The 18,787-nt window shown below is 70.3% G+C and carries 18 protein-coding genes; 9 read left to right on the plus strand and 9 right to left on the minus strand.

Features of this window, described 5'->3' with window-relative positions:
• Positions 1–10: 10 nt before the first annotated feature.
• From ABGB18_RS26610 to ABGB18_RS26630, 5 genes are read right to left on the minus strand one after another with little or no spacing between them, the layout of a single operon-like run.
• Positions 11–928, minus strand: a complete 918-nt coding sequence (locus tag ABGB18_RS26610) for a carbohydrate ABC transporter permease (RefSeq protein WP_347698317.1) — start codon at positions 926–928, stop codon at positions 11–13.
• The gene (locus tag ABGB18_RS26615) at positions 928–1,839 is read right to left on the minus strand and encodes a sugar ABC transporter permease (protein WP_347698318.1); all 912 of its coding nucleotides are present in this window, start codon (positions 1,837–1,839) and stop codon (positions 928–930) included. The genes ABGB18_RS26610 and ABGB18_RS26615 overlap by 1 nt, the downstream gene beginning before the upstream one ends.
• Positions 1,839–3,251, minus strand: a complete 1,413-nt coding sequence (gene ngcE, locus ABGB18_RS26620; RefSeq protein WP_347698319.1) for an N-acetylglucosamine/diacetylchitobiose ABC transporter substrate-binding protein — start codon at positions 3,249–3,251, stop codon at positions 1,839–1,841. The genes ABGB18_RS26615 and ngcE overlap by 1 nt, the downstream gene beginning before the upstream one ends.
• 26 nt (positions 3,252–3,277) lie before the next feature.
• A complete protein-coding gene (locus tag ABGB18_RS26625; RefSeq protein WP_347698320.1) occupies positions 3,278–4,012 on the minus strand; it encodes an SIS domain-containing protein in 735 nt (244 codons plus the stop codon).
• Positions 4,013–4,882, minus strand: a complete 870-nt coding sequence (locus tag ABGB18_RS26630) for a MurR/RpiR family transcriptional regulator (RefSeq protein WP_347698321.1) — start codon at positions 4,880–4,882, stop codon at positions 4,013–4,015. It lies immediately after the preceding gene.
• A 79-nt stretch (positions 4,883–4,961) separates the two neighbouring features.
• Between ABGB18_RS26630 and ABGB18_RS26635 the strand changes: the two genes are divergently transcribed.
• On the plus strand, positions 4,962–5,936 hold the full coding sequence (locus ABGB18_RS26635; RefSeq protein ID WP_347698322.1) for a BadF/BadG/BcrA/BcrD ATPase family protein: 975 nt from the start codon (positions 4,962–4,964) through the stop codon (positions 5,934–5,936).
• A gap of 118 nt (positions 5,937–6,054) precedes the next feature.
• Here ABGB18_RS26635 and ABGB18_RS26640 read toward each other — a convergent pair whose 3' ends face one another.
• The gene (locus tag ABGB18_RS26640; RefSeq protein WP_347698323.1) at positions 6,055–6,960 is read right to left on the minus strand and encodes a hypothetical protein; all 906 of its coding nucleotides are present in this window, start codon (positions 6,958–6,960) and stop codon (positions 6,055–6,057) included.
• Positions 6,957–7,532: an RNA polymerase sigma factor gene (locus ABGB18_RS26645; RefSeq protein ID WP_347698395.1), complete on the minus strand. Its 576-nt coding sequence runs from the start codon at positions 7,530–7,532 to the stop codon at positions 6,957–6,959. The genes ABGB18_RS26640 and ABGB18_RS26645 overlap by 4 nt, the downstream gene beginning before the upstream one ends.
• 248 nt (positions 7,533–7,780) lie before the next feature.
• Between ABGB18_RS26645 and ABGB18_RS26650 the strand changes: the two genes are divergently transcribed.
• Positions 7,781–8,629 carry a LysR family transcriptional regulator gene (locus ABGB18_RS26650; protein ID WP_347698324.1) on the plus strand — a complete coding sequence of 283 codons (849 nt, stop codon included), beginning with the start codon at positions 7,781–7,783 and terminating at the stop codon, positions 8,627–8,629.
• A 15-nt stretch (positions 8,630–8,644) separates the two neighbouring features.
• Positions 8,645–9,271 carry a MerR family transcriptional regulator gene (locus ABGB18_RS26655; RefSeq protein ID WP_347698325.1) on the plus strand — a complete coding sequence of 209 codons (627 nt, stop codon included), beginning with the start codon at positions 8,645–8,647 and terminating at the stop codon, positions 9,269–9,271.
• A 64-nt stretch (positions 9,272–9,335) separates the two neighbouring features.
• Here the strand turns inward: ABGB18_RS26655 and ABGB18_RS26660 are convergent, their stop codons facing one another.
• Positions 9,336–10,223, minus strand: coding sequence for a hypothetical protein (locus ABGB18_RS26660; RefSeq protein ID WP_347698326.1), 888 nt, complete (start codon positions 10,221–10,223; stop codon positions 9,336–9,338).
• A gap of 50 nt (positions 10,224–10,273) precedes the next feature.
• Entirely contained in the window at positions 10,274–10,948 is a 675-nt protein-coding gene (locus ABGB18_RS26665; RefSeq protein ID WP_347698327.1) for a ThuA domain-containing protein, read from the minus strand.
• 124 nt (positions 10,949–11,072) lie between these two features.
• Here ABGB18_RS26665 and ABGB18_RS26670 point away from each other — a divergent pair, with 124 nt between their 5' ends.
• The 6 genes from ABGB18_RS26670 (at position 11,073) to ABGB18_RS26695 (ending at position 18,740) form a co-directional block, all read left to right on the plus strand.
• Positions 11,073–11,930, plus strand: a complete 858-nt coding sequence (locus tag ABGB18_RS26670; protein ID WP_347698328.1) for an RNA polymerase sigma-70 factor — start codon at positions 11,073–11,075, stop codon at positions 11,928–11,930.
• Between the two features lie 42 nt (positions 11,931–11,972).
• Positions 11,973–12,734: an SDR family oxidoreductase gene (locus ABGB18_RS26675; protein WP_347698329.1), complete on the plus strand. Its 762-nt coding sequence runs from the start codon at positions 11,973–11,975 to the stop codon at positions 12,732–12,734.
• Between the two features lie 124 nt (positions 12,735–12,858).
• Positions 12,859–14,508 (plus strand): FAD-dependent oxidoreductase, encoded by a 1,650-nt coding sequence (locus ABGB18_RS26680; RefSeq protein WP_347698330.1) that lies wholly within the window; start codon positions 12,859–12,861, stop codon positions 14,506–14,508.
• On the plus strand, positions 14,505–15,938 hold the full coding sequence (locus tag ABGB18_RS26685) for an ATP-binding protein (RefSeq protein WP_347698331.1): 1,434 nt from the start codon (positions 14,505–14,507) through the stop codon (positions 15,936–15,938). Before ABGB18_RS26680 ends, ABGB18_RS26685 begins: the two co-directional genes overlap by 4 nt.
• A gap of 137 nt (positions 15,939–16,075) precedes the next feature.
• On the plus strand, positions 16,076–17,584 hold the full coding sequence (locus ABGB18_RS26690; RefSeq protein WP_347698396.1) for an AbgT family transporter: 1,509 nt from the start codon (positions 16,076–16,078) through the stop codon (positions 17,582–17,584).
• A gap of 22 nt (positions 17,585–17,606) precedes the next feature.
• The gene (locus ABGB18_RS26695) at positions 17,607–18,740 is read left to right on the plus strand and encodes a M20 family metallopeptidase (protein WP_347698332.1); all 1,134 of its coding nucleotides are present in this window, start codon (positions 17,607–17,609) and stop codon (positions 18,738–18,740) included.
• Positions 18,741–18,787 lie beyond the last annotated feature (47 nt).

The following is an 18,787-nucleotide window of genomic DNA, read 5'->3' on the forward strand; positions in this document are numbered from 1 at the left end:
GCGCGGCCTCCTACTTCAGGGCGCCGGACGTGAGGCCGGACTGGATCTGGCGCTGGAAGAGCGTGTAGACGATCAGCATCGGCAGGATGGCCAGGGTCAGGGCGGCGAAGAGGGCCGACCAGTCCTGGTCATATCCGGCGGCGGTGGAAATATCGGAGATGCCCTGAGTGAGCACCCACTTGTCCCGCTCCTGCAGCAGCACCAGCGGGAGCTGGTACTGGTTCCACTGGCCCAGGATGTTGAAGATCGTGATGCTGATGATCCCCGGCCGGGCCATCGGCAACATGATCTGGAAGAACACCCGCGTGTGCGAGGCCCCGTCCACCATGGCCGCCTCCCCCACGGCCGTCGGCAGCGTACGGAAGAAGGCCGACAGGAAGAACACGGTGAACGGCATCGAGTACGCGATATAGACCAGCACCAGCCCGGCATGCGTGTTCAGCCCGATGAAGGGCCCGATGACCGGAAGGTTGCCCATGTTCTGCACCACGAAGAACAGCGGTGTCAGGGCCAGGTAGACCGGGAACGCCAGCCCCGACACGAACAGCAGGTAGACCGCCCGGTTGCCGCGGAACGGGTAACGCGCCAGCACGTACGCCGCCATCGACCCGACCAGCATGGTGCCGAACGTGCTGAACCCCACGACGATGACGCTGTTGAGCATGTACTGGCCGATGTGCGCCTGCTCCCAGGCCCGGGCGAAGTTGTCCCAGCGCAGCGTGGCGGGCAGCGACCAGGCGTCGCCGAAGATCTCGTCCTCGCTCTTCACCGAGGCCAGGAACGTCCACAGGATCGGCACCATGACCAGCAGCGTCCAGATCAGCAGCGCGACGTGCGTGAGCACCCCGAGCGGGCCGAGCCGCCGCCTGCGTTCCTCGCGGGCGACCTTCCGCGAGTTGGCCGCGGTCCACGAGATCATGGTGGTCATCAGTACTCGATTCGTTCACGCCGTGACAGGCGCAGGGACAGGATCGCGAAGCCGACGGTGAAGAAGAACATGACCACGCCCAGCGCGGAGGCGTAGCCGAAGCGGGAGTACTGGAAGGCGTTGCGGTAGATCTCGGCCGCCATCACCGTGGTCGACCAGTCGGGCCCGCCGTGCTGGTCGGTCATCACCCACACGATCGCGAACACGTCGAGCGCCAGGATGCCCAGATAGACCCAGGCCACCTGTACGGTGTCCCAGAGCAGCGGCAGCGTGATCCGGAAGAACAGGCTGATCCGGCCGGCCCCGTCGATCTGCGCCGCCTCGAACATGTCCCGCGGGATGGAGGCCAGCCCCGCCGAGAACAGCACCACGTAGAAGCCGACCGCCTGCCACACCATGACGCCCAGCACCGACCAGAACGCCACGTCGGGGTTGGACAGGAAGCCGACCGGCGAGATCCCGAGCGCCATCAGCGGGCCGTTCAGCATGCCGCTGCCGTCCGGCCGGAACACCTGCTGGAACAGCACCGCCACCACCGCGACGGCCAGGACCTGCGGGAAGAAGAACACCACGCGGTAGAACTTCGACCCGCGGATCCCCGTCACGCCCTGCGCGCCGCCCACGTTGAGGAGGAAGGCGAAGAACAGGGCGACGACGATCGTGATCAGCGGCAGCAGCACCAGCAGCGCGCCGTTGTGCGTGACGGCCTTCCAGAACGTCTCGTCGCCGAACAGGCGGGCGAAGTTGTCCAGGCCGATGAAGGTGGGCGTGGCCGTCACGCCGCGCCAGTCCGTCATCGCGATGTAGAACGCCTGAAGGTACGGCGAGATCACGTAGACTAGGTAGAGGATCACCGGGGCTGCCAGGAAGGAGATGATGAACAGCCCGCGGCGATACCTGTTGAAGATCATCAACGCTGATACTTCTTGATCGAGGAGTCGTTCTTGATCTCGTCGGCCTTCTTCTGCATGCGTTCGAGGAACTTGTCGGGGCTCAGGCGGCCGGCCATCAGCTCGCCGGTGGCGGCGACGCCCTCGTCCTTGAGCGGGCCGTACCAGTTGTTCCAGCGGTAGTAGACGACGTTCGCGCCCGCGGCGGTGATCGCGTTGGAGGCGCTCTCGACGCCCGGCGAGTTCTGCCGGCCCTCGCTCGCGCCCTTGACCACGGTCAGCGTACGGACGAGTTCGCTGAAGTCGCCGGCCGCCTTCTTCGACAGCATGGCCCGCAGGTATTCCATGCCGCCCTGCGGGTTGGCGCTCTTGGAGGAGACGATGAAGTTCTCGCCCGGCTGGGTGTGCAGGGTGCCGTACGCCATCTTGTCCGAGCCGGTGACGTCGGGGATCGGGAACATGGCGTACTCGAAGTCGGCCGGGGTGGTGGACTTCTGCTCGTTCTCCAGCCAGGAGCCGGAGGGCAGCATGGCCACCTTGTACTTGTTCTGGGCGGTCTGGGTCTGGATGTGGTCGAGGCCGGTGGTGCCCTGCATGAGGTATTTGGCGCCGACCTCGGCCCAGGCGGTGGCCGCGGTCTTCATGGGCTCGGCGGTCCAGGCGCCGTCTTCGAGGTTGTCGATGTTGACGAGCACCTCGTTGCCGCCGATCTTGGCAGCCATGGTCAGCAGCGGTTCATACAGATATTGCGGGAATTTTCCGGCATAGGTGAAAGGTGCCATCTTGCCGGATTTTTTGATCGTCTCGCAGAGGGCGAGGAATTCGTCCCAGGTCTTCGGGATCTGCCAGTTGTTGTCCCGGAACACCTTCTGCGAATACCAGATGCCGTGGATGTAGTTGACATAGCCGAGCACGGAGAACTTGCCGTCGTAGGTGCCGATGTCGATGACCGACTGGTCGATGGTGTCCCTGACCTTGGTGTTCGGGTCGTCCCACGAGGGCGCGTCGAGCAGCGCGGTCAGATCCTGCATCTGGCCGTCCTGGGCCAGCGCGCCGAAGTCCATGAAGTTGGCCCCGGAGTTGTCGATCACCTCGGGCGGGTTGCCTCCGGCGAAGCGCGGCTGGAGGACCTTGGTGATCTCCTTGGTCGAGTTGTGCTTGATCGCGGCCTTCGGGTATTTGCTCTGGAACAGCGGCTGGTGGATCTTCGTGGCGTATTCCTGACCGAAGCCGCCGTCGAAGATCCAGACCTCCAGCGGCTTGTCGGCGGCCACGCCGAGCGGGTTGGCCGCGCTGGTCGCGACCGGCGCCGACGAGGACGAGGCCGCGGGCGGGGCCGCAGGCGTGGCGCACGCGGCCAGCGCCCCTGCCACGGGCACGAGCGCGGCGCCGCGAAGGAGTTCGCGCCTGCTGATATGGGGGGTGTGAGGCATGATGAGTGACTCCTGACTAGTTCTTCCTACGAACCGCGTCTGATGCGTCCTGCGTAGCGGCTCTCCAGGGCCTTGTTGTGGTCGTCGCCGCCGGTCACGTTGGCCGACAGGTAGATGGGGGGCCTCTCGCCCAGGGCCACCAGCTCCTGCACCGCCTCGGTGACCACCATCTGCGCGAGCAGCGCGGAGGTGATCGTGGAGACCGCGCCGTACGTGCCGCCGCCGGGCAGGGCGAGGATGGCATCCCCGTAGGGCGCGCCGTTGTCGAGCACCACGTCCGCCAGGTCGAGCAGCTTGCCGCCGGACGGGTGACGGGAGGTCATCCGGGTGCTGTGCTTGACCGAGGTCAGGGCGATCAGCGGGTGACCGCGCTCCTTGACGATCCTGGCCAGCTCGACGACCACGCCGTTGACACCCGAGCTGGAGATCAGCACGAACACGTCCTGCGGGGCGACCGGGGCCAGCTCGAAGATCCGGTGGGCGACCGCCGGGTCCCGCTCCAGCTCAGGAGTCAGCACGCTGGGCGGCTGCCCGCCGTACAGCACCAGGTCCCTGGGGGTGAGGCGGTTGCTGGGGACCAGGCCCCCGGCCCGGCCGGCGATCTCCATCGCGATGGCCTCGGAATGGCCCGAGCCGAACGCGTTGACCACGCCGTCCGCCCTGATCGAGGCCACCAGCAGCGCGGCCGCCGCGCGTACCGGCTCCGCCTGGCTCTCCGCGACCTGATGGGCCAGGTCGAGGACCCTTGATGCGTAGCTCATTCAACCTCTCTCCACGCGGTGGCTCTTTACGGCGCTGATCGTGCGTTCGAACGCCTCGTTGGTGCGCTCGTAAGTGAGTTGCGCGACCGCCACATAGACGGCGTCCAGCACGAAGAGCTGCGAGTGCACGGCGGCCAGCCCGCCGAGCCGGAACGTGGTCTCCCTGCTGGCGGTGGTCAGCACCAGCCCGGCCAGCTCGGCCAGCGGGGAGCGGGCGAAGGAGGTGACCGCGACGGTCAGGGCCCCGTGGCTGCCCGCCTCCGCCAGCGCCTCCATGACCTCGCGGGTGCGGCCGCGATGGCTGATGCCGATGGCCACGTCACCCGTCTTGAGCAGCGCCGCCTCCGACAGGGCCACGTGCGCGTCGCCCGCGCTCCAGCCGGGGATGCCGATCCTGCGCAGCCGGCCCTCCAGCATGGTCGCCACGTTACCGCTGGTGGAGACGCCGACGAGGAGCACACGCGGGGCCGCCACGATCGCGTCGGCGACCCTGGCGACCACGTCGAGGTCGAGTTGCGCGGCGGTGTCCTGGATGAGCCGGGTGTCGGCCGCGGCCATCACCTCGATGGCCGCGTCCAGCGGGTCGTCGGGGCCGATCTCGTGACCCACGCCCGCGCCCCACCCGGCCTGTGCGGCCCGGCCGGTCTCGGTGGCGAGCGCGACGCGCAGCTCCGCGTAACCGGAGAAGCCGAACGCCCGGCAGAACCTGGTCACGGTGGCGGGCGAGCTGCCCGCCCGCTCGGCCAGCGCGATGATGGTCGACCGCGCGGCTTCGGCCGGATCTCCGAGAATGACCTCGCCGACCCTGCGCAACGCCTCCGGCAAACCGGGTAGTTCCGTTTCTACACGCCCAAGAGCTCCTGAAGTCACGAATATTCCTTCCGAATACCCGGTCTTCCCGCGAAAATTATTCTTGCTTCAGAGTCCCGTCAAGCCCCAGACTCGTTTCGTGACGGAATCGCTGGTGGTCGGCGTCGACGCCGGGGCCACCTCCACACGGGTGGCGGTGCACACGCTCGACGGCGCGCGCGTCGGCTACGCGAAGACGGGGGCGGGCAATCCGACCGCGCACGGGCTGGCCAAGGCGGTGGCCGCGGTCGCGGTCGCGCTGCGCGAGGCGCTCGGGCCGCTGGACGGGGCGCGGGTGGTCGCCTCGCTGGCCGGGGTGGCGGGGCACGCGGAGGAGATGGTGCCCGAGCTGGCGAGGGTCTGGGCCCAGCTCGGGATCCCCCGCGAGCCGCGCTATGTGGGCGACGTGCCGATCGCCTACGCGGCCGGCTCCCCCGAGCCGGACGGCTCGCTGCTGCTGTCCGGTACGGGCGCCGTCGCGGCCCGGATCGTGGGCTACGAGCTGGACGGGCTCGCCGACGGGCTGGGCTGGCTGCTCGGCGACGCGGGCTCGGGCTTCTGGATCGGCCGCGAGGCCGCCAAGGCCGTGGTGGCCGCTCTGGACCGGGGCCTCCCGATCGAGGCTCTGCTCCCGGAGGCGCCCGGCGAAGAGCTGGTCCAGCTCGTCGGGGAGCACTTCCTCGGCGCGGAGCGGCCCGCCACACCGCGGGCCGCCGCCGATCGCATCGTGCGGCTGGCGCAGGCCGACCACATGCGGCTGGCCCGGCTGTCGTCGCTGGTCAGCCGGGCGGCGGCGGCAGGGGACCCGATGGCCCTCGAGATCGTAGGGGAGGCGGCCGATCACCTGGTGGCCTCGCTCCGGCGGGTGCACGTCGCCGGTCCGGTGGTGCTCGCCGGCAGCGTGCTGACCAGTCCAGGGCCGGTGCGGGCGGCCGTGACGCGGCTGCTGACGGGCGAGAACGTCATGACGGCGGGCGACGCGGCGGGCGCGGCGGCCTGGCTGGCGGCGTGCCCGTTCCTGAACCCCGAGGAGTCCAAGGCGCGCCACCCCTGCTTCACCCGCCCGGCGGGGTAAGGGCCGCCCGCCCCTCACTCAACAGCTCCGACCGAGGCCGCCGCGGCGAGACCGCCTGGCCGGCCGAGGTCACGCAGGCGGTTCAGCCGAGGTTGCGCAGGCGGTCCGGCCGGGTGTGTCAGTTGGTGATGGGCTCTGTGGGGTTCTTCGGGAGGCGGTGCCTGGTCACCAGGAGGCGGAGGACGCCGGGCTGCTCCGACTCCGCGCGCCAGACGATCCAGTCGTCGCCGACCTTGACCGTTCGCTTGTCGGGTTCGAAGCGGTAACCGTTGTGGTCGGGGGCGGGGGTGATCTCCTGGAAGACCGCGCGGACGTGGCGTCGGCGTGCTTCGGTGAGGACCTCGCCGACCGTCTTCCCCTCGGGGACGTAGCCTTCGAGCATTTCGCCCTTGGCCGTGGCCGAGCCGAAGTTCTGGTACTTCTCCCCCGGCAGGGCCTGGCGGCCCAGCATGACCAGTGCGTCGCCGGTTACCTGGCGGCCGACCGTGATGGTCATCGAGCAACCGGGCCGGCCCATTGCGCAGCCTCGCGGTTCGGTGCCGCTGCCGATGGAGGCCGGGACGGGACGGTCCGTGGGGCCGCCCACCCCCTGCATGCCGGTGACCTTGCCCACCTGCGACGGAGAGGCGGGCACGGGCTGCAGGCGCACGTTCAGACCCACCGCCTTGAAACCTTTCGTGTATTCGGCGTAGTCGGCGAGCGGGTTCTTGATGGTGGCGACGTAGTAGTCGCCGCGCGGTTGGATGTCGATGGCCGAGCTGGCGTAGGAGGTGGCGTGGTCCTCGCGGAGCAGGGCGGGGCCGACGACCGCGGCGGCGGCCGTCGCCGCGGTGGCGCCGGCGGTCACGAGCAGGCGGCCCGTACGCCGGCGGGCGGCCCTCGGAGGCAGTCCGCGTGAGGCGTGGGTGGGCGCGGTTGCCGGTTCGTCGGTGATCGCGGCCAGGAGTGCCCGCGCCCCCGCGCCGGACACCGTCCCGGCCAGGTCCTTGTCGCTGACACGGGCGAGGTGCTCGAGGTCGTTCATAGTGACTCCATGACGAGACGGTTGACGGAGATGCCCGCTCCGGCGATTGCCTTGGAGAAGCGCTTGCGGGCTCGATGCAGCCGGATGCGTACGGCGTTGCGCGAGCAGCCGAGGACCTTGGCGATCTGACCGTGGTCCAGGCCCTCCCAGGCGACCAGCGCGATCAGCTCCTGGTCGTCCTCGGGAAGCAGGCGGAACTCCCGCGCGATGGCCCCCAGCTCGACGCTGCCCTCGGGCGAGAAGCCGTAGAGGTCGGCGATGTCGGTGTCCAGCTCCATGCTTCTGAGGCGGTGCCGGGTCTGGCCGCGGCGGTGGTTGGCCAGCACGTTCCTGGCCACGCCGTAGAGCCAGAGCCTGGCCTCCTCGCCGGTCGGCAGCGTGTCGACGCGCTGCCACGCGATGGCGAACGTCTCGGCGACCACGTCCGCCGCGTCGTGGGGCGAGTCGCAGCGGCGTACCGCGTAGCCGAGTATGCGCTCGTAGGTTTCGGTGTATACGGCCTCGAACCGGGTCTTCCGGTGGCCCTCCGGCAGCGGCCGCCCGGACTCATCACCGCATGCCGATCCGGACAGAGCGCGCGTTCACCACAGCAGCGCGGGTAAACGTTTCCGGACGGCCGGAATGGCGGCGCTTTTCCTCCCAAGGCGGCAGGGCATTGCCGCGTGAAGTGCCGATCAACACATCCGACCAGCCCGTTATAGAGATCTGGCCAGAAATATCAACGCCTCTGATAACTGAACATCTTCACGAAAGCTGTCCGGTCTTGTAATACGTAGGTGCGATCTACCGATAGCCCATCATCATCACGCCGAGGTGGGAGATGGACCTACGCTACGTCCGTTACGCGATGGCCATCGCACGGGCGGGCAGCCTGCGCCGGGCCGCCGCCGCGCTGCACATCGCCCAGCCCACGCTGTCGGAGCAGCTCAAGGCGCTGGAGAAGGAGATCGGCGTCGAGCTGTTCAGCCGTTCGTCGAGCGGTGTGCAGCTCACCGAGGCGGGTGAGGCGTTCCTGGCCCAGGCCACGGTCGCGGTCAACGCCTTCGAGCGCGCCGTGACCGCCGCCAGGAGCGCGGGCCACATGGCGCGCCTGGGCGTCGCCGACGGGCTGGCCGACGTGGCCGCCCGCCTGCTCTCCCAGCTCCACACCGCCGCCCTCCGGGTGGTCCCGATGGGTACGGCCGAGCAGATCGTCTCCATCGTGGACGGCACCCTGCAGGCCGGACTCGGGTACGCCCCCGGCTCCCTGCCCAGGGGCGTCGCCCGGATGCTCATGCACCGCTTCCCGGTACGCGCCCTGCTCCCCCGCGAGCACCACCTGGCCGCCTCCGAGCGGCTGTCGCTGGCCGACCTGGCCGCGGAACCGCTGGTCATGCCGGAGTCCGAGGCGGTGGCGGGGGCCCGCCGCTTCCTGGAGGGCTTCGTCCGTCACCGCCTGCACCCCCGGCTCGGCCCTGCGGCGGCCACCCACGACCTCGTCGTCAACCTGGTGGCGGACGGCGCGGGATACGCCCTCTGCGTCCACGAAGGAACGACAATTCCCGAGACGTTAACCTTTATCCCAATAAAAGAGGACGTCCCCCCGCTGGAAGTCGTCTTTCTCTGGAACCGCCAGGCGGAAGTGACCGAGGTCGTCAGCGCGGCCCGGCACCTGGCCCGCTCTGGATAGCGCTATTGTCTAGCGATGCGCATCTCCGAACTCAGCGCCAAGTCCGGTGTGGCCCTCCCCACGGTCAAGTACTACCTCCGCGAGGGCCTGCTCCACCAGGGTTTGCAGACGGCCGCCACCCGGGCCGAATACGACGAGTCGCACCTGCGCAGGCTCCGCCTGATCCGGGCCCTGCTCGAAGTGGGCAAGCTCCCGGTGGCCGCCATCAAACAGATCATCGAGGCCGTCGAGGACGACTCGCTTCCCATTCACGAGATGCTCGGCACCGCCCACTACGCCCTGGGCCCCACGGTCGAGCCCGGGCCCGGCGAGGACTGGCGGCTCGCCCGCGCCGAGGTGGACCGCCTCCTCGACGACCTCGGCTGGAACATCCACCCCGCCGCCCCCACCCGTGACGAGCTGGCCCAGACTCTGGTCAAGATGCGCCAGCTCGGCCTGCCGGTCGATCTGAAGCCCTACGTGGAGGCGGCGGCGCGGCTGGTGTCGGAGTTCGAGATGGACCTGGTCCCGTTCCAGGGCCCGCGCGACGCCGCCGTGGAGACCCTGGTAGTCGGCACGGTCCTGTACGGCAGGGCGCTCGACACGCTGCGCCGCATGGCCCAGGAGTCGGAGTCGGCCCGCCGCCTGCGTCCCCACCCCTGAGCGATGAATGGCGGCATCCGATCGGGACAGAGTTCGACCCCACGCCGGCGATCGTCCGCCACGGTCAGATGACGCCGTTGGCACGCAGGGTCTGGACGGCCCGGAGGGTGGCGGCCCCGCGCCAGTCGAGCCGCCCGGCGGGTGAGATCGGCGCGTAGTCCACCGTCCAGCCGCCGTCGTCCTGCTGCTCCCCCACCAGCCTGGCCAGGTCGGCGGCGATCACCTCGGGCTCCAGGAGCGCGCGTGCCGGCCGGCCGGGCCGGGAGGCGAAGTCGAGCGGCCGCAGCGACTCCCCCTCGGTGCCGCCCTCGACGGGCACGCGGCCGTCCGCCGGGACGTAGGCGCCCAGCCGCTTGAGCAGGTCGGCCGCCCGGGGCTCGCTGTCGTGGACGGCGTCGAGGAAGTGGATGGCGAACGACAGCACGTACGCGTGCGGCCGCTCGTCGAGCGCCTGGATCGCGTCGAGGCAGTGGCGCGTGGCCCTGGCCAGCCACGGATGCGCGGCCACGGCGGGGTCGTGGGCGGCGACGGTGTGGGCCATGGCCGCGGACACCGCGGTGATCTGCAGGGACGAGGTGGTGTGATCGCCGCCGGCCCACCAGGGCGCGGTGCCGTCGGAGACGGAGATCGGCAGCGAGAACGGCAGTCCGCCGTCGGGCAGCGTGACCGAGTCCAGCCAGTCGCACAGCGCCGCGGCCTGCGGCGCGGTGGCGGGGGCGATGTCGTGGAACACCTCGAAGGCGTGCAGGGCCGCGCCCGGCTGGCTCTCGGGCGCCCGCAGGTCGGGCTCCAGGCCCCAGCCGTAGCCGCCGTCCGGGTTGCGGTAACCCTCCAGGGCCGCCAGTGCCGAGGCGGCGTCGCCGTCGCCCATGAGCAGGTCGAACCGGCGGCGGTCCAGCACTCTGGCGTGCGTGGCCATGAAGTTGGGGATCGCGGAAACATTGACGTTCATACCGCCATCGTGCCCAGTCCGCCGCCGAGCGGTCTTGTACGTTCCGGACGCTAGTCGCCGACGATGACCGGGCGCTTGAGCAGCCACAACGCGGCCCGCCGGAGCAGCGTCCGGTGGATCTCGTTGTCGTAGGAGCGGGTGTCGTGGCCCAGCGCGTCGTAGAGGACCCGGCCCCGCCGCACCGGCCGCGCCCACACCAGCGGCTGACCGTTGGCCGAGGCCAGCGGCTCGACGTCGGGTAGCACGCGCAGGTCGCTGTAGACCTCGTCCACCACGTCGAAGTCGCGCAGCCCCTCCACCACCGGGTGCGTACCGTGCACCCGCACGCTCGTCCAGCCCAGCGGCGGGTGGTGGGACCTGGGCCACTCCCAGCAACCGCCCAGCACCCGCGGCCAGCCCTGCCAGTCGTCGAAGCAGATCGACGCCGAGTGCACGCACAGCAGCCCGCCGCCCTGGTCGAGGTGGTCGAGGAGCGTGGCGCGGGCCTCGGCCGGCAGGTCGAACCGCCACTCTCCCCGCAGGTCGGTGAAGCGGTCCTCGGCCATCTGCCAGCGCAACGCGTTGACGGTGATGAGCTGGACCTCGGGCGGCTCGCTCAGCGCGCCCGCGATGTCCTCGGTGATCTCGGATTCGACCCCCACCTCGGCGAGCGCCTCCGCGAGGGCGGCCGACGTGGCGGCGAAGTCGTGGAACAGGCCTCCTGACAGGATCAGATTTCTCGCCACCCACCAAGCCCATCATGCCCATCGCCGCATTTCCACCCGAAAGCCGTCACAGCCCGCGGCCGGGCCGGGCGCGGCTGCGGCTCGACTGGCGGCCCCGGCATGCCCCGTTCACGGCGGAGCGGGCATGATGCCGCCCGTGAACTTCGAGGAGCTTCGCCCGATGCTGCTGGGTCTCGCCTACCGGCTGCTGGGCAGTATGTGGGACGCCGAGGACGTGGTGCAGGAGGCCTGGCTGCGCTGGCAGGGCACCGACCAGAGCCAGGTCAGGGAGCCGCGTGCCTTCCTGACGACCGTGGTCTCGCGGCTGGCGCTCGACCAGCTCCGCTCGGCGCGGGTCAGGCGGGAGTCCTACACCGGGCCGTGGTTGCCCGAGCCGGTGATGACCTCGCAGGTGGGGCCGCTGGACACGGCCGAGCTGCGCGACACCGTCTCGTTCGCGACCCTGCACCTGATGGAGCGGCTCTCGCCGCCCGAGCGGGCGGTGTTCGTGCTGCGGGAGGCGTTCGAGCTCCCGTACGAGCGGATCTCCGAGATCGTCGAGACCTCGGTGGCCAACGCCAGGCAGATGTACCGCCGGGCCTCCCAGCGGCTGGCCGAGGGGCGTGACAGGTTCCACCCCTCGGCGCAGGACCACGCCGAGCTGCTGACGAAGTTCATGGCGGCGGCGGGCGGCGGCGACCTGGCCGCGCTCACCGACCTCCTCCACGAGGACGTCGTCATCTGGAACGACGGCGGCGGCCGGGCCAAGGCGGCGCTGCGGCCCGTCGCCGGCCGGCGGAAGGTGGTCTCCTTCCTGGCCGGTCTCGTGTCGAAGTACCACTTCCGCACGCCGCGGCTGGTAGAGGTCAACGGCGGGGTCGCGCTCCTGACCCGGCTGGACTCCGGGCACCAGCTCGTCATGATCGACATCAAGGACGGCAAGATCAAGGGCATCTACGGAGTGCTCAACCCGGACAAGCTCACCCGGGTGCCCATGGACTGACCCGTCTCCTTCCGCGCCGTCGCACGATCTATAGTCGCCCCTATGGATCTCGGCATCTCAGGCAAGGTCGCTCTCGTCACCGGAGGCAGCGCGGGCATCGGCCTGGCGGCGGCCAGGAGCCTCGCGCGGGAGGGGTGCGACGTCTGCGTGTGCGCCCGCAATCCCGAGCGGCTCGCGGACGCGGTGGTGGAGCTGCAGGAGTTCGGCAAGGTGGTGCACGCCGTGCTGGCCGACCTGGAGGATCCCGACGCCGCCCGGCGGGTGGTCGAGGAGACCCGCGCCGTGCTCGGCCCGGTCGACATCCTGGTGGCCAACGCGGGCGGGCCGGCGGGCGGCCGCTTCGACGAGGTCACGCTCGACGACTGGGACGTGGCCGTGCAGCGCAACCTGCTGAGCGTCGTACGCCTGGCGCGGGAGGTCCTGCCCGACATGCGCTCGCGCGGCTGGGGCCGGATCGTCACGATCACCAGCAGCTCGGTCCGCGAGGCGATCAAGGGCCTGCTGCTGTCCAACGCCGTCCGCCCGGCCGTGGCCGGAATCGTGCGTACGCTGGCCCGCGAGGTCGGCGGCGACGGCGTGCTGGTCAACAACGTGATGCCGGGTCCGATCGACACCGAGCGGCTGCGCGGGCGGTTCCCGACCGAGGAGGCGCTGAACGAGCGGATCAGCGGGGTGCCGGTGGGCCGCATCGGGCGCCCGGAGGAGATCGGGGACGTGGTGGCGTTCCTGGCCAGTGAGCGAGCCTCGTTCGTGAACGGGATCTCGATGCTGGTCGACGGCGGGGAAAGCCGCGTCATCGCCTGACGGCCGTCCGCCCCCCTGCCGTTACCATCGCGCGTCCATCCATGATACGAGCGCCTGCTCACCGAACCCCGCGTACGTGACATCCTTCCTGTAAGGGACCTGTGACGAAGGTGGGACGTGACGCATGGATAAGCCGGTCATCGTGACCGTGGACGACGACCCTGGCGTGTCGCGAGCCGTCGCCCGCGATTTGAGACGCCGGTACGGCCAGGATTACCGGATCGTCCGCGCCGAGGCGGCCCGGGACGGCATCGAGGCGGTCAGGGAGATGCGCCTGCGCGGCGACGAGGTGGCGGCGATCCTGGCCGACTACCGCATGCCGCAGATGAACGGCGTGGAGTTCCTCGAGGCCGCCATGGACATGTATCCCTACGCCCGCAGGGTGCTGCTGACTGCCTACGCCGACACCGACGCGGCGATCCAGGCGATCAACGTGGTGGACCTCGACCACTACATGCTCAAGCCGTGGGATCCGCCGGAGGAGAAGTTCTACCCGGTGATCGACGGCCAGCTCGACGCCTGGATGCGCACCGAGCGGGTCGAGCGGGCCGAGTTGCGGGTGGTGGGCGACCGGTGGTCGGCGCCGTCCTACCGGGTGCGCGACTTCCTGGCCCGCAACCACGTGCCGTACCGGTGGATGCTCACCGAGGACCCGGAGGGCGCGCAACTGGTGAAGGCGGCGGGCGACGACTGCCGCCTGCCGCTGGTGGTGACCGCCGACGGCGCCACGCTGGAGTCGCCCGACCAGGCCACGCTGGCCTCGGCGGTGGGCCTGTCGACGACCCCGGCCACCGACTTCTACGACCTGATCGTGATCGGCGGCGGCCCCGCCGGGCTCGGCGCCGCCGTCTACGGCGCCTCGGAGGGCCTGAACACGGTGCTGGTCGAGGCGTACTCCTCGGGCGGCCAGGCCGGGCAGAGCTCCCGGATCGAAAACTACCTGGGCTTCCCCGACGGCGTCTCCGGCCAGCAACTCGCCGACCGGGCGCGCAGGCAGGCGCTGAAGTTCGGGGCCGAGCTGCTGACCGCGCGCAAGGTGGTCTCGCTGGAGCCGCGCGGCCAGGCGCGCGTGGTGGGGTTCAAGGACGGCGGGGAGATCGCGGCGCACGCGGTGATCCTGGCGACCGGCGTCACCTACCGGCGGCTGGAGGCGCCGGGGCTGGACGAGCTGGTGGGCCGGGGCGTCTACTACGGGGCCGCCCTGACCGAGGCCCCGGCGTGCAAGGGCGCCGAGGTGCACATCGTGGGCGCGGCCAACTCGGCCGGCCAGGCGGCCGTCTACCTCTCGGGATTCGCGAGCAAGGTGCATTTGTTGGTGAGAGGTGATGGTTTGGAGAAGTCCATGTCTCACTACCTCATCGAGCAGATCGCCGCGATCCCCAACATCGAGGTGCACCTCCAGACGCAGGTCGTCGGCGGTGACGGGGACGGCCACCTGGAGCGGCTGATGCTGTCGGCCAAGGACGGGCAGCGCACGGTGGACGCGCAGTGGCTGTTCGTGTTCATCGGGGCCGAGCCGTACACGTCGTGGCTGGGCGAGACGGTCGAGCGGGACGCGAAGGGGTTCGTGCTGACCGGGCCCGATCTGGTGCAGGGCGGCAGGCGGCCACGGAACTGGCCGCTCCGCCGGGAGCCGTACTTCCTGGAGACGAACGTGCCCGGGGTGCTGGCCGCCGGTGACGTACGCGCTGACTCGATCAAGAGAGTGGCCTCCGCCGTCGGAGAGGGCGCGATGGCCGTCGCACTCGTCCACCGTTATCTGGAGAAGCAATGAGCAGCACGATCATCGACATCGGCGAATTGCGGAAACTCTTCCTGTTCGAGCGGCTGAGCGACGAGCAGCTCACCAAGCTCGCGGGCAGCGGCCGCGTGCAGACCTACGCGCAGGACGAGGACATCGTCCGCCAGGGCGAGCCGGCCGAGTGCTTCGCGGTGCTGATCGAGGGCGAGATCCAGATGATCAGCGAGACGGTGAGCGCCGGGACCGTCGCGATGCCGCGCGTCTCGCAGCCCGGCGTCTACGGCGGCGCCACCGCCGCCTACCTGGGCGAGCGCGCGCCGCTGACCTACCAGCACACGTTGCGCGCGACCGCGCCCTCGCGCATGTTCATGCTGCCGGCCAAGAAGTTCGCCTACATCGTGGCCGAGTGGTTCCCGATGGCGATGCACCTGCTCGACGGCCTGATGTCGGGCGGCAGGATGCAGCGGGAGATCATCGACCGGCGGCAGCGGCTCACCGCGCTCGGCACGATCACGGCCGGTCTCACGCACGAGCTGAACAACCCGGCGGCGGCGGCCGTGCGGGCGGTGAGCGAGCTGCGCACGCTGATCCAGGCCTCGCGCCTGCGGCTGGCCCAGCTCGCCCAGGACGGCATCCCACCGGAGAAGCTGCGCACGCTGATCGAGGCGCAGGAGGCCTGCACCAGCAGGCTGGGCAACCAGCCGCAGCGCTCGCCCCTGGAGATCGCCGACGCCGAGGACGAGCTGGGCGAGGCGCTCGACGAGGTGGGCGTCGAGGAGGCCTGGGAGCTGGCCCCCGCGCTGGTCAACGCCGGTTTCTCGACACAGGACCTGGCCAAGATCCGCACCAAGGTGGGCGAGGCCCACACCCCCGCGGCGCTGCACTGGCTGGCCGAGGCGATCGAGATCTCGCAGATGCTCAGCGAGGTGACCGAGGCGACCGAGCGCATCACCACGCTGATCCGCTCGGCCAAGCAGTACTCACAGATGGACCGGGCGCCGTTCCAGCAGGTGGACGTGCACGACCTGCTCGACAGCACGGTCGCGATCTTCCGCGGGAAGATCCCGCCGGGCATCAGCGTGGTCACCGACTACGACCGCACGCTGCCGGACATCCCCTGCTACGCCGGCGAGCTCAACCAGGTGTGGACCAACCTGATCCACAACGCCCTCGACGCCATGGGCGAGCAGGGCACGCTGACCATCCGCACCGCGCACGACGAGGACGAGGCCATCATCGAGATCGGCGACACCGGTCCCGGGGTGGCCGAGGCGATCAAGGAGCGGATCTTCGAGCCGTTCTTCACCACGAAGAGCGTGGGCGAGGGCACGGGGCTCGGCCTGGACATCTCCTACCGGATCGTGGCCGGCCGGCACGGCGGCGAGATCAAGGTCCGCTCGGTGCCGGGAGACACCTGGTTCGAGGTACGCCTGCCGCTGCGTGAGACCGTGGTGACGACCTGAGCATCAGGAGGTTGACCAGCTGATCGCGGATTCGCACTTGTCAGGACGCTTCATGACCGCATGTAATGGTTGACCGAAATGCGGGAAGGGAGGCGGGCCGGGTGAGCGCGTCCGAAACTGTTGCAGGTTCGCGTCCACTGAGCGTGTTGCTCCGGGTGCTGGGCGGCATCGAACGTCTGGGCAACAAGCTGCCTCACCCGTTCTGGTTGTTCGTCATCCTGAGCGCCTTACTCGGCCTGGTGAGCTGGGGGCTGGCCGCGGCCGGGGTGTCCGCGGTCAACCCGGCGACCGGCAAGACCGTGGCGGCCGAGAACCTGCTGTCCGTCGAGGGCGTGCGGATGATGGTCAGCGACGCGATCAAGAACTACACGTCGTTCCCGCCGCTCGGCACGATCCTGGTGGTGATGCTCGGCGTCGCGGTCGCCGAGCGCTCGGGGCTGCTGGCCGCGGTGCTGCGGTCCGGGGTGTCGAGGGTGTCGCCGAAGTGGGTGACGTTCGCGCTGGCCTTCAGCGGCATGGTGGCGCACGTGGCCTCCGACGCCGCGTACGTCGTGCTGATCCCGCTCGGGGCGCTGGCCTTCCGCGCGGTGGGGCGCAGCCCGATCCTGGGCATCGTGGTGGCGTTCGTGTCGATCTCGGCCGGCTACGACGCCAGTCCGCTCGTCACCCCGTCCGACGCCATCCTGTCGGGGCTGACCACGGCCGCCGCGCACACCATCGACCCCGCCTACACGGTCACGCCGCTGGCCAACTACTTCTTCTCCCTGGCCTCCTCCCTGGTGCTGGCCGCCGCGATCACGGTGGTGACCGAGCGGCTGCTGGCCCGCCGGGTCGAGGCGATGCCGGTCGATCCGGACGCCGACGAGGACGACCTGGGCTCGCTGTCGCTCAGCGCCGAAGAGCGCCGGGGGTTGCGGGCCGCGCTCGTCGCGCTGGCGGTGTTCGTGATCGTGGTCGTGGCGGCCGTACTGCCCTCGGGGTCGCCGCTGCGCGGCGAGGGCGGCAGCATCGTGCAGTCGCCGCTGCTCACCTCGATCGCGGTCTTCCTCGGGCTGGCGTTCCTGACCGTCGGCTGGGCGTACGGCCGGGCGGCGGGCACGGTCACCGGCAGCCGGGACGTCCCGGCGTTCATGGCCCACGGGTTCCGCGAGATGGCGCCCATCCTGGTGCTGTTCTTCGCCATCTCGCAGTTCCTGGCCTACTTCAAGTGGACCGGCCTGGGCGAGATCATCGCGATCAGGGGCGCCGGGCTGCTGCGCTCGGCCGGGGTGAGCGGGCCGGTGGTGTTCCTCGGCATCCTGCTCGTGGTCACCGTGATCAATCTGGTGGTGACCAGCGGCTCGGCGCAGTGGGCGCTGGTCGGGCCGATCTTCGTGCCGATGCTGATGTTGCTCAGCATCCCGCCGGAATACACCCAGGCCCTCTACCGCATCGCCGACTCCTGCACCAACGCCATCACGCCGATGAGCCCGTACTTCGTGATGGCGCTCGGCTTCCTGCAGCGCTACCGTCGTTCCGCCGGGATCGGGACGCTGGCCTCGATGACCATCCCGCTGGCGTTCACCCTGCTCGTCGTCTGGACGCTGCTGTTCTTCGTGTTCTGGTGGCTGGGCATCCCGCTCGGCCCCGGGGCGCCTGTTCCCTAGCGATCCCTGGAGGGATTTTCCCGTGTTGATCACCGACTGGACCCGGCAGGCCCTTCCGGCCATGCTCGACGACCTCAAGGCCGTGGTCGAGCTGGAAACCCACAGCTACGACAAGGCTCTGCTGGTCAAAGGGCTGCGCGCGATCCGTGGCCGGGCCGTCGAGCGGCTCGGGACGCCCCATGACGAGGTCCTGCACGAGGGCGGCGCGCAGGGCGACATCCTGGAGCTGACCTACGAGGGCACCGCTCCGGGGACCGTGCTGGTGCTCTGCCATTACGACACCGTCTGGCCGACGGGCACGCTCGCCGGGTGGCCGTTCACGGTGGTGGACGGCAAGGCCACCGGTCCTGGCGTGTTCGACATGAAGACGGGGCTGGTGCAGTCGATCTGGGCGCTGCGCGGGCTGCGGGAGCTGGACCTGCCGCATCCGAGCGTGCGGTTCCTGTTCAACGGGGACGAGGAGATCGGCAGCCCGACCTCGCGCCCGCACATCGAGGCGGCCAGCGAGGACGCGCTGGCGACCCTGGTCTTCGAGGCCTCCCACGACGGGGCGCTGAAGACCGCCCGTAAGGGGGTGGGGCTGTTCAACGTGACCGTGACGGGGATCGAGGCGCACGCGGGGCTCGACCCGTACGCGGGCGCGAGCGCGATCCACGCGCTGGCCGAGATCGTCACCACGCTGGCCGGGGCCGGCTCGCGCGAGCGGGGCACCACCGTGAACGTCGGCCTCATCAACGGCGGCACCGGGCGCAACGTCGCGGCGGGCCGGGCGACCTGCGGCGTCGACGTGCGGGTGGCGGACCCGGCGGAGATGGGGCGGATCGACGACGTGTTCGCCGACCTGCGGGTGTCTGACCCGCGGGTGACGATCTCCGCGACCGGCGAGTGGAACCGGCCGCCGATGACCCCGAACCCCGCCTCCCGGCGGCTGTTCAAGGAGGCCCAGGGGGTGGCCAGCGAGTTCGGGTGGCTGCTGGACGAGGCCGCGGTCGGGGGTGCCAGCGACGGCAACTTCGTCTCGGCGCTGGGGCGGCCCGTGCTGGACGGGATGGGCGCGGTGGGCGACGGGGCGCACGCCCGGCACGAGCACGTGCTGGTCGAGCACATCCCCGAGCGTACGGCGCTCACCATGGGACTGATCTCGGCCCTGGCCTGACTCACCGGGCCGACCAGCACACCTGGCACGACCCGACACCACTGGGG

Origin of the sequence: Nonomuraea sp. B12E4, assembly GCF_039871825.1 — a bacterium.
GTDB lineage: Bacteria > Actinomycetota > Actinomycetes > Streptosporangiales > Streptosporangiaceae > Nonomuraea.

Bases quoted from the DNA above. Each gene is read 5' to 3' on its own strand.
- ABGB18_RS26610 (WP_347698317.1), bottom strand. From the start codon at position 928: ATGACCACCATGATCTCGTGGACCGCGGCCAACTCGCGGAAGGTCGCC.
- ABGB18_RS26615 (WP_347698318.1), bottom strand. From the start codon at position 1,839: ATGATCTTCAACAGGTATCGCCGCGGGCTGTTCATCATCTCCTTCCTG.
- ngcE (WP_347698319.1), bottom strand. From the start codon at position 3,251: ATGCCTCACACCCCCCATATCAGCAGGCGCGAACTCCTTCGCGGCGCC.
- ABGB18_RS26625 (WP_347698320.1), bottom strand. From the start codon at position 4,012: ATGAGCTACGCATCAAGGGTCCTCGACCTGGCCCATCAGGTCGCGGAG.
- ABGB18_RS26640 (WP_347698323.1), bottom strand. From the start codon at position 6,960: ATGAACGACCTCGAGCACCTCGCCCGTGTCAGCGACAAGGACCTGGCC.
- ABGB18_RS26650 (WP_347698324.1), top strand. From the start codon at position 7,781: ATGGACCTACGCTACGTCCGTTACGCGATGGCCATCGCACGGGCGGGC.
- ABGB18_RS26655 (WP_347698325.1), top strand. From the start codon at position 8,645: ATGCGCATCTCCGAACTCAGCGCCAAGTCCGGTGTGGCCCTCCCCACG.
- ABGB18_RS26660 (WP_347698326.1), bottom strand. From the start codon at position 10,223: ATGAACGTCAATGTTTCCGCGATCCCCAACTTCATGGCCACGCACGCC.
- ABGB18_RS26670 (WP_347698328.1), top strand. From the start codon at position 11,073: ATGATGCCGCCCGTGAACTTCGAGGAGCTTCGCCCGATGCTGCTGGGT.
- ABGB18_RS26675 (WP_347698329.1), top strand. From the start codon at position 11,973: ATGGATCTCGGCATCTCAGGCAAGGTCGCTCTCGTCACCGGAGGCAGC.
- ABGB18_RS26680 (WP_347698330.1), top strand. From the start codon at position 12,859: ATGGATAAGCCGGTCATCGTGACCGTGGACGACGACCCTGGCGTGTCG.
- ABGB18_RS26685 (WP_347698331.1), top strand. From the start codon at position 14,505: ATGAGCAGCACGATCATCGACATCGGCGAATTGCGGAAACTCTTCCTG.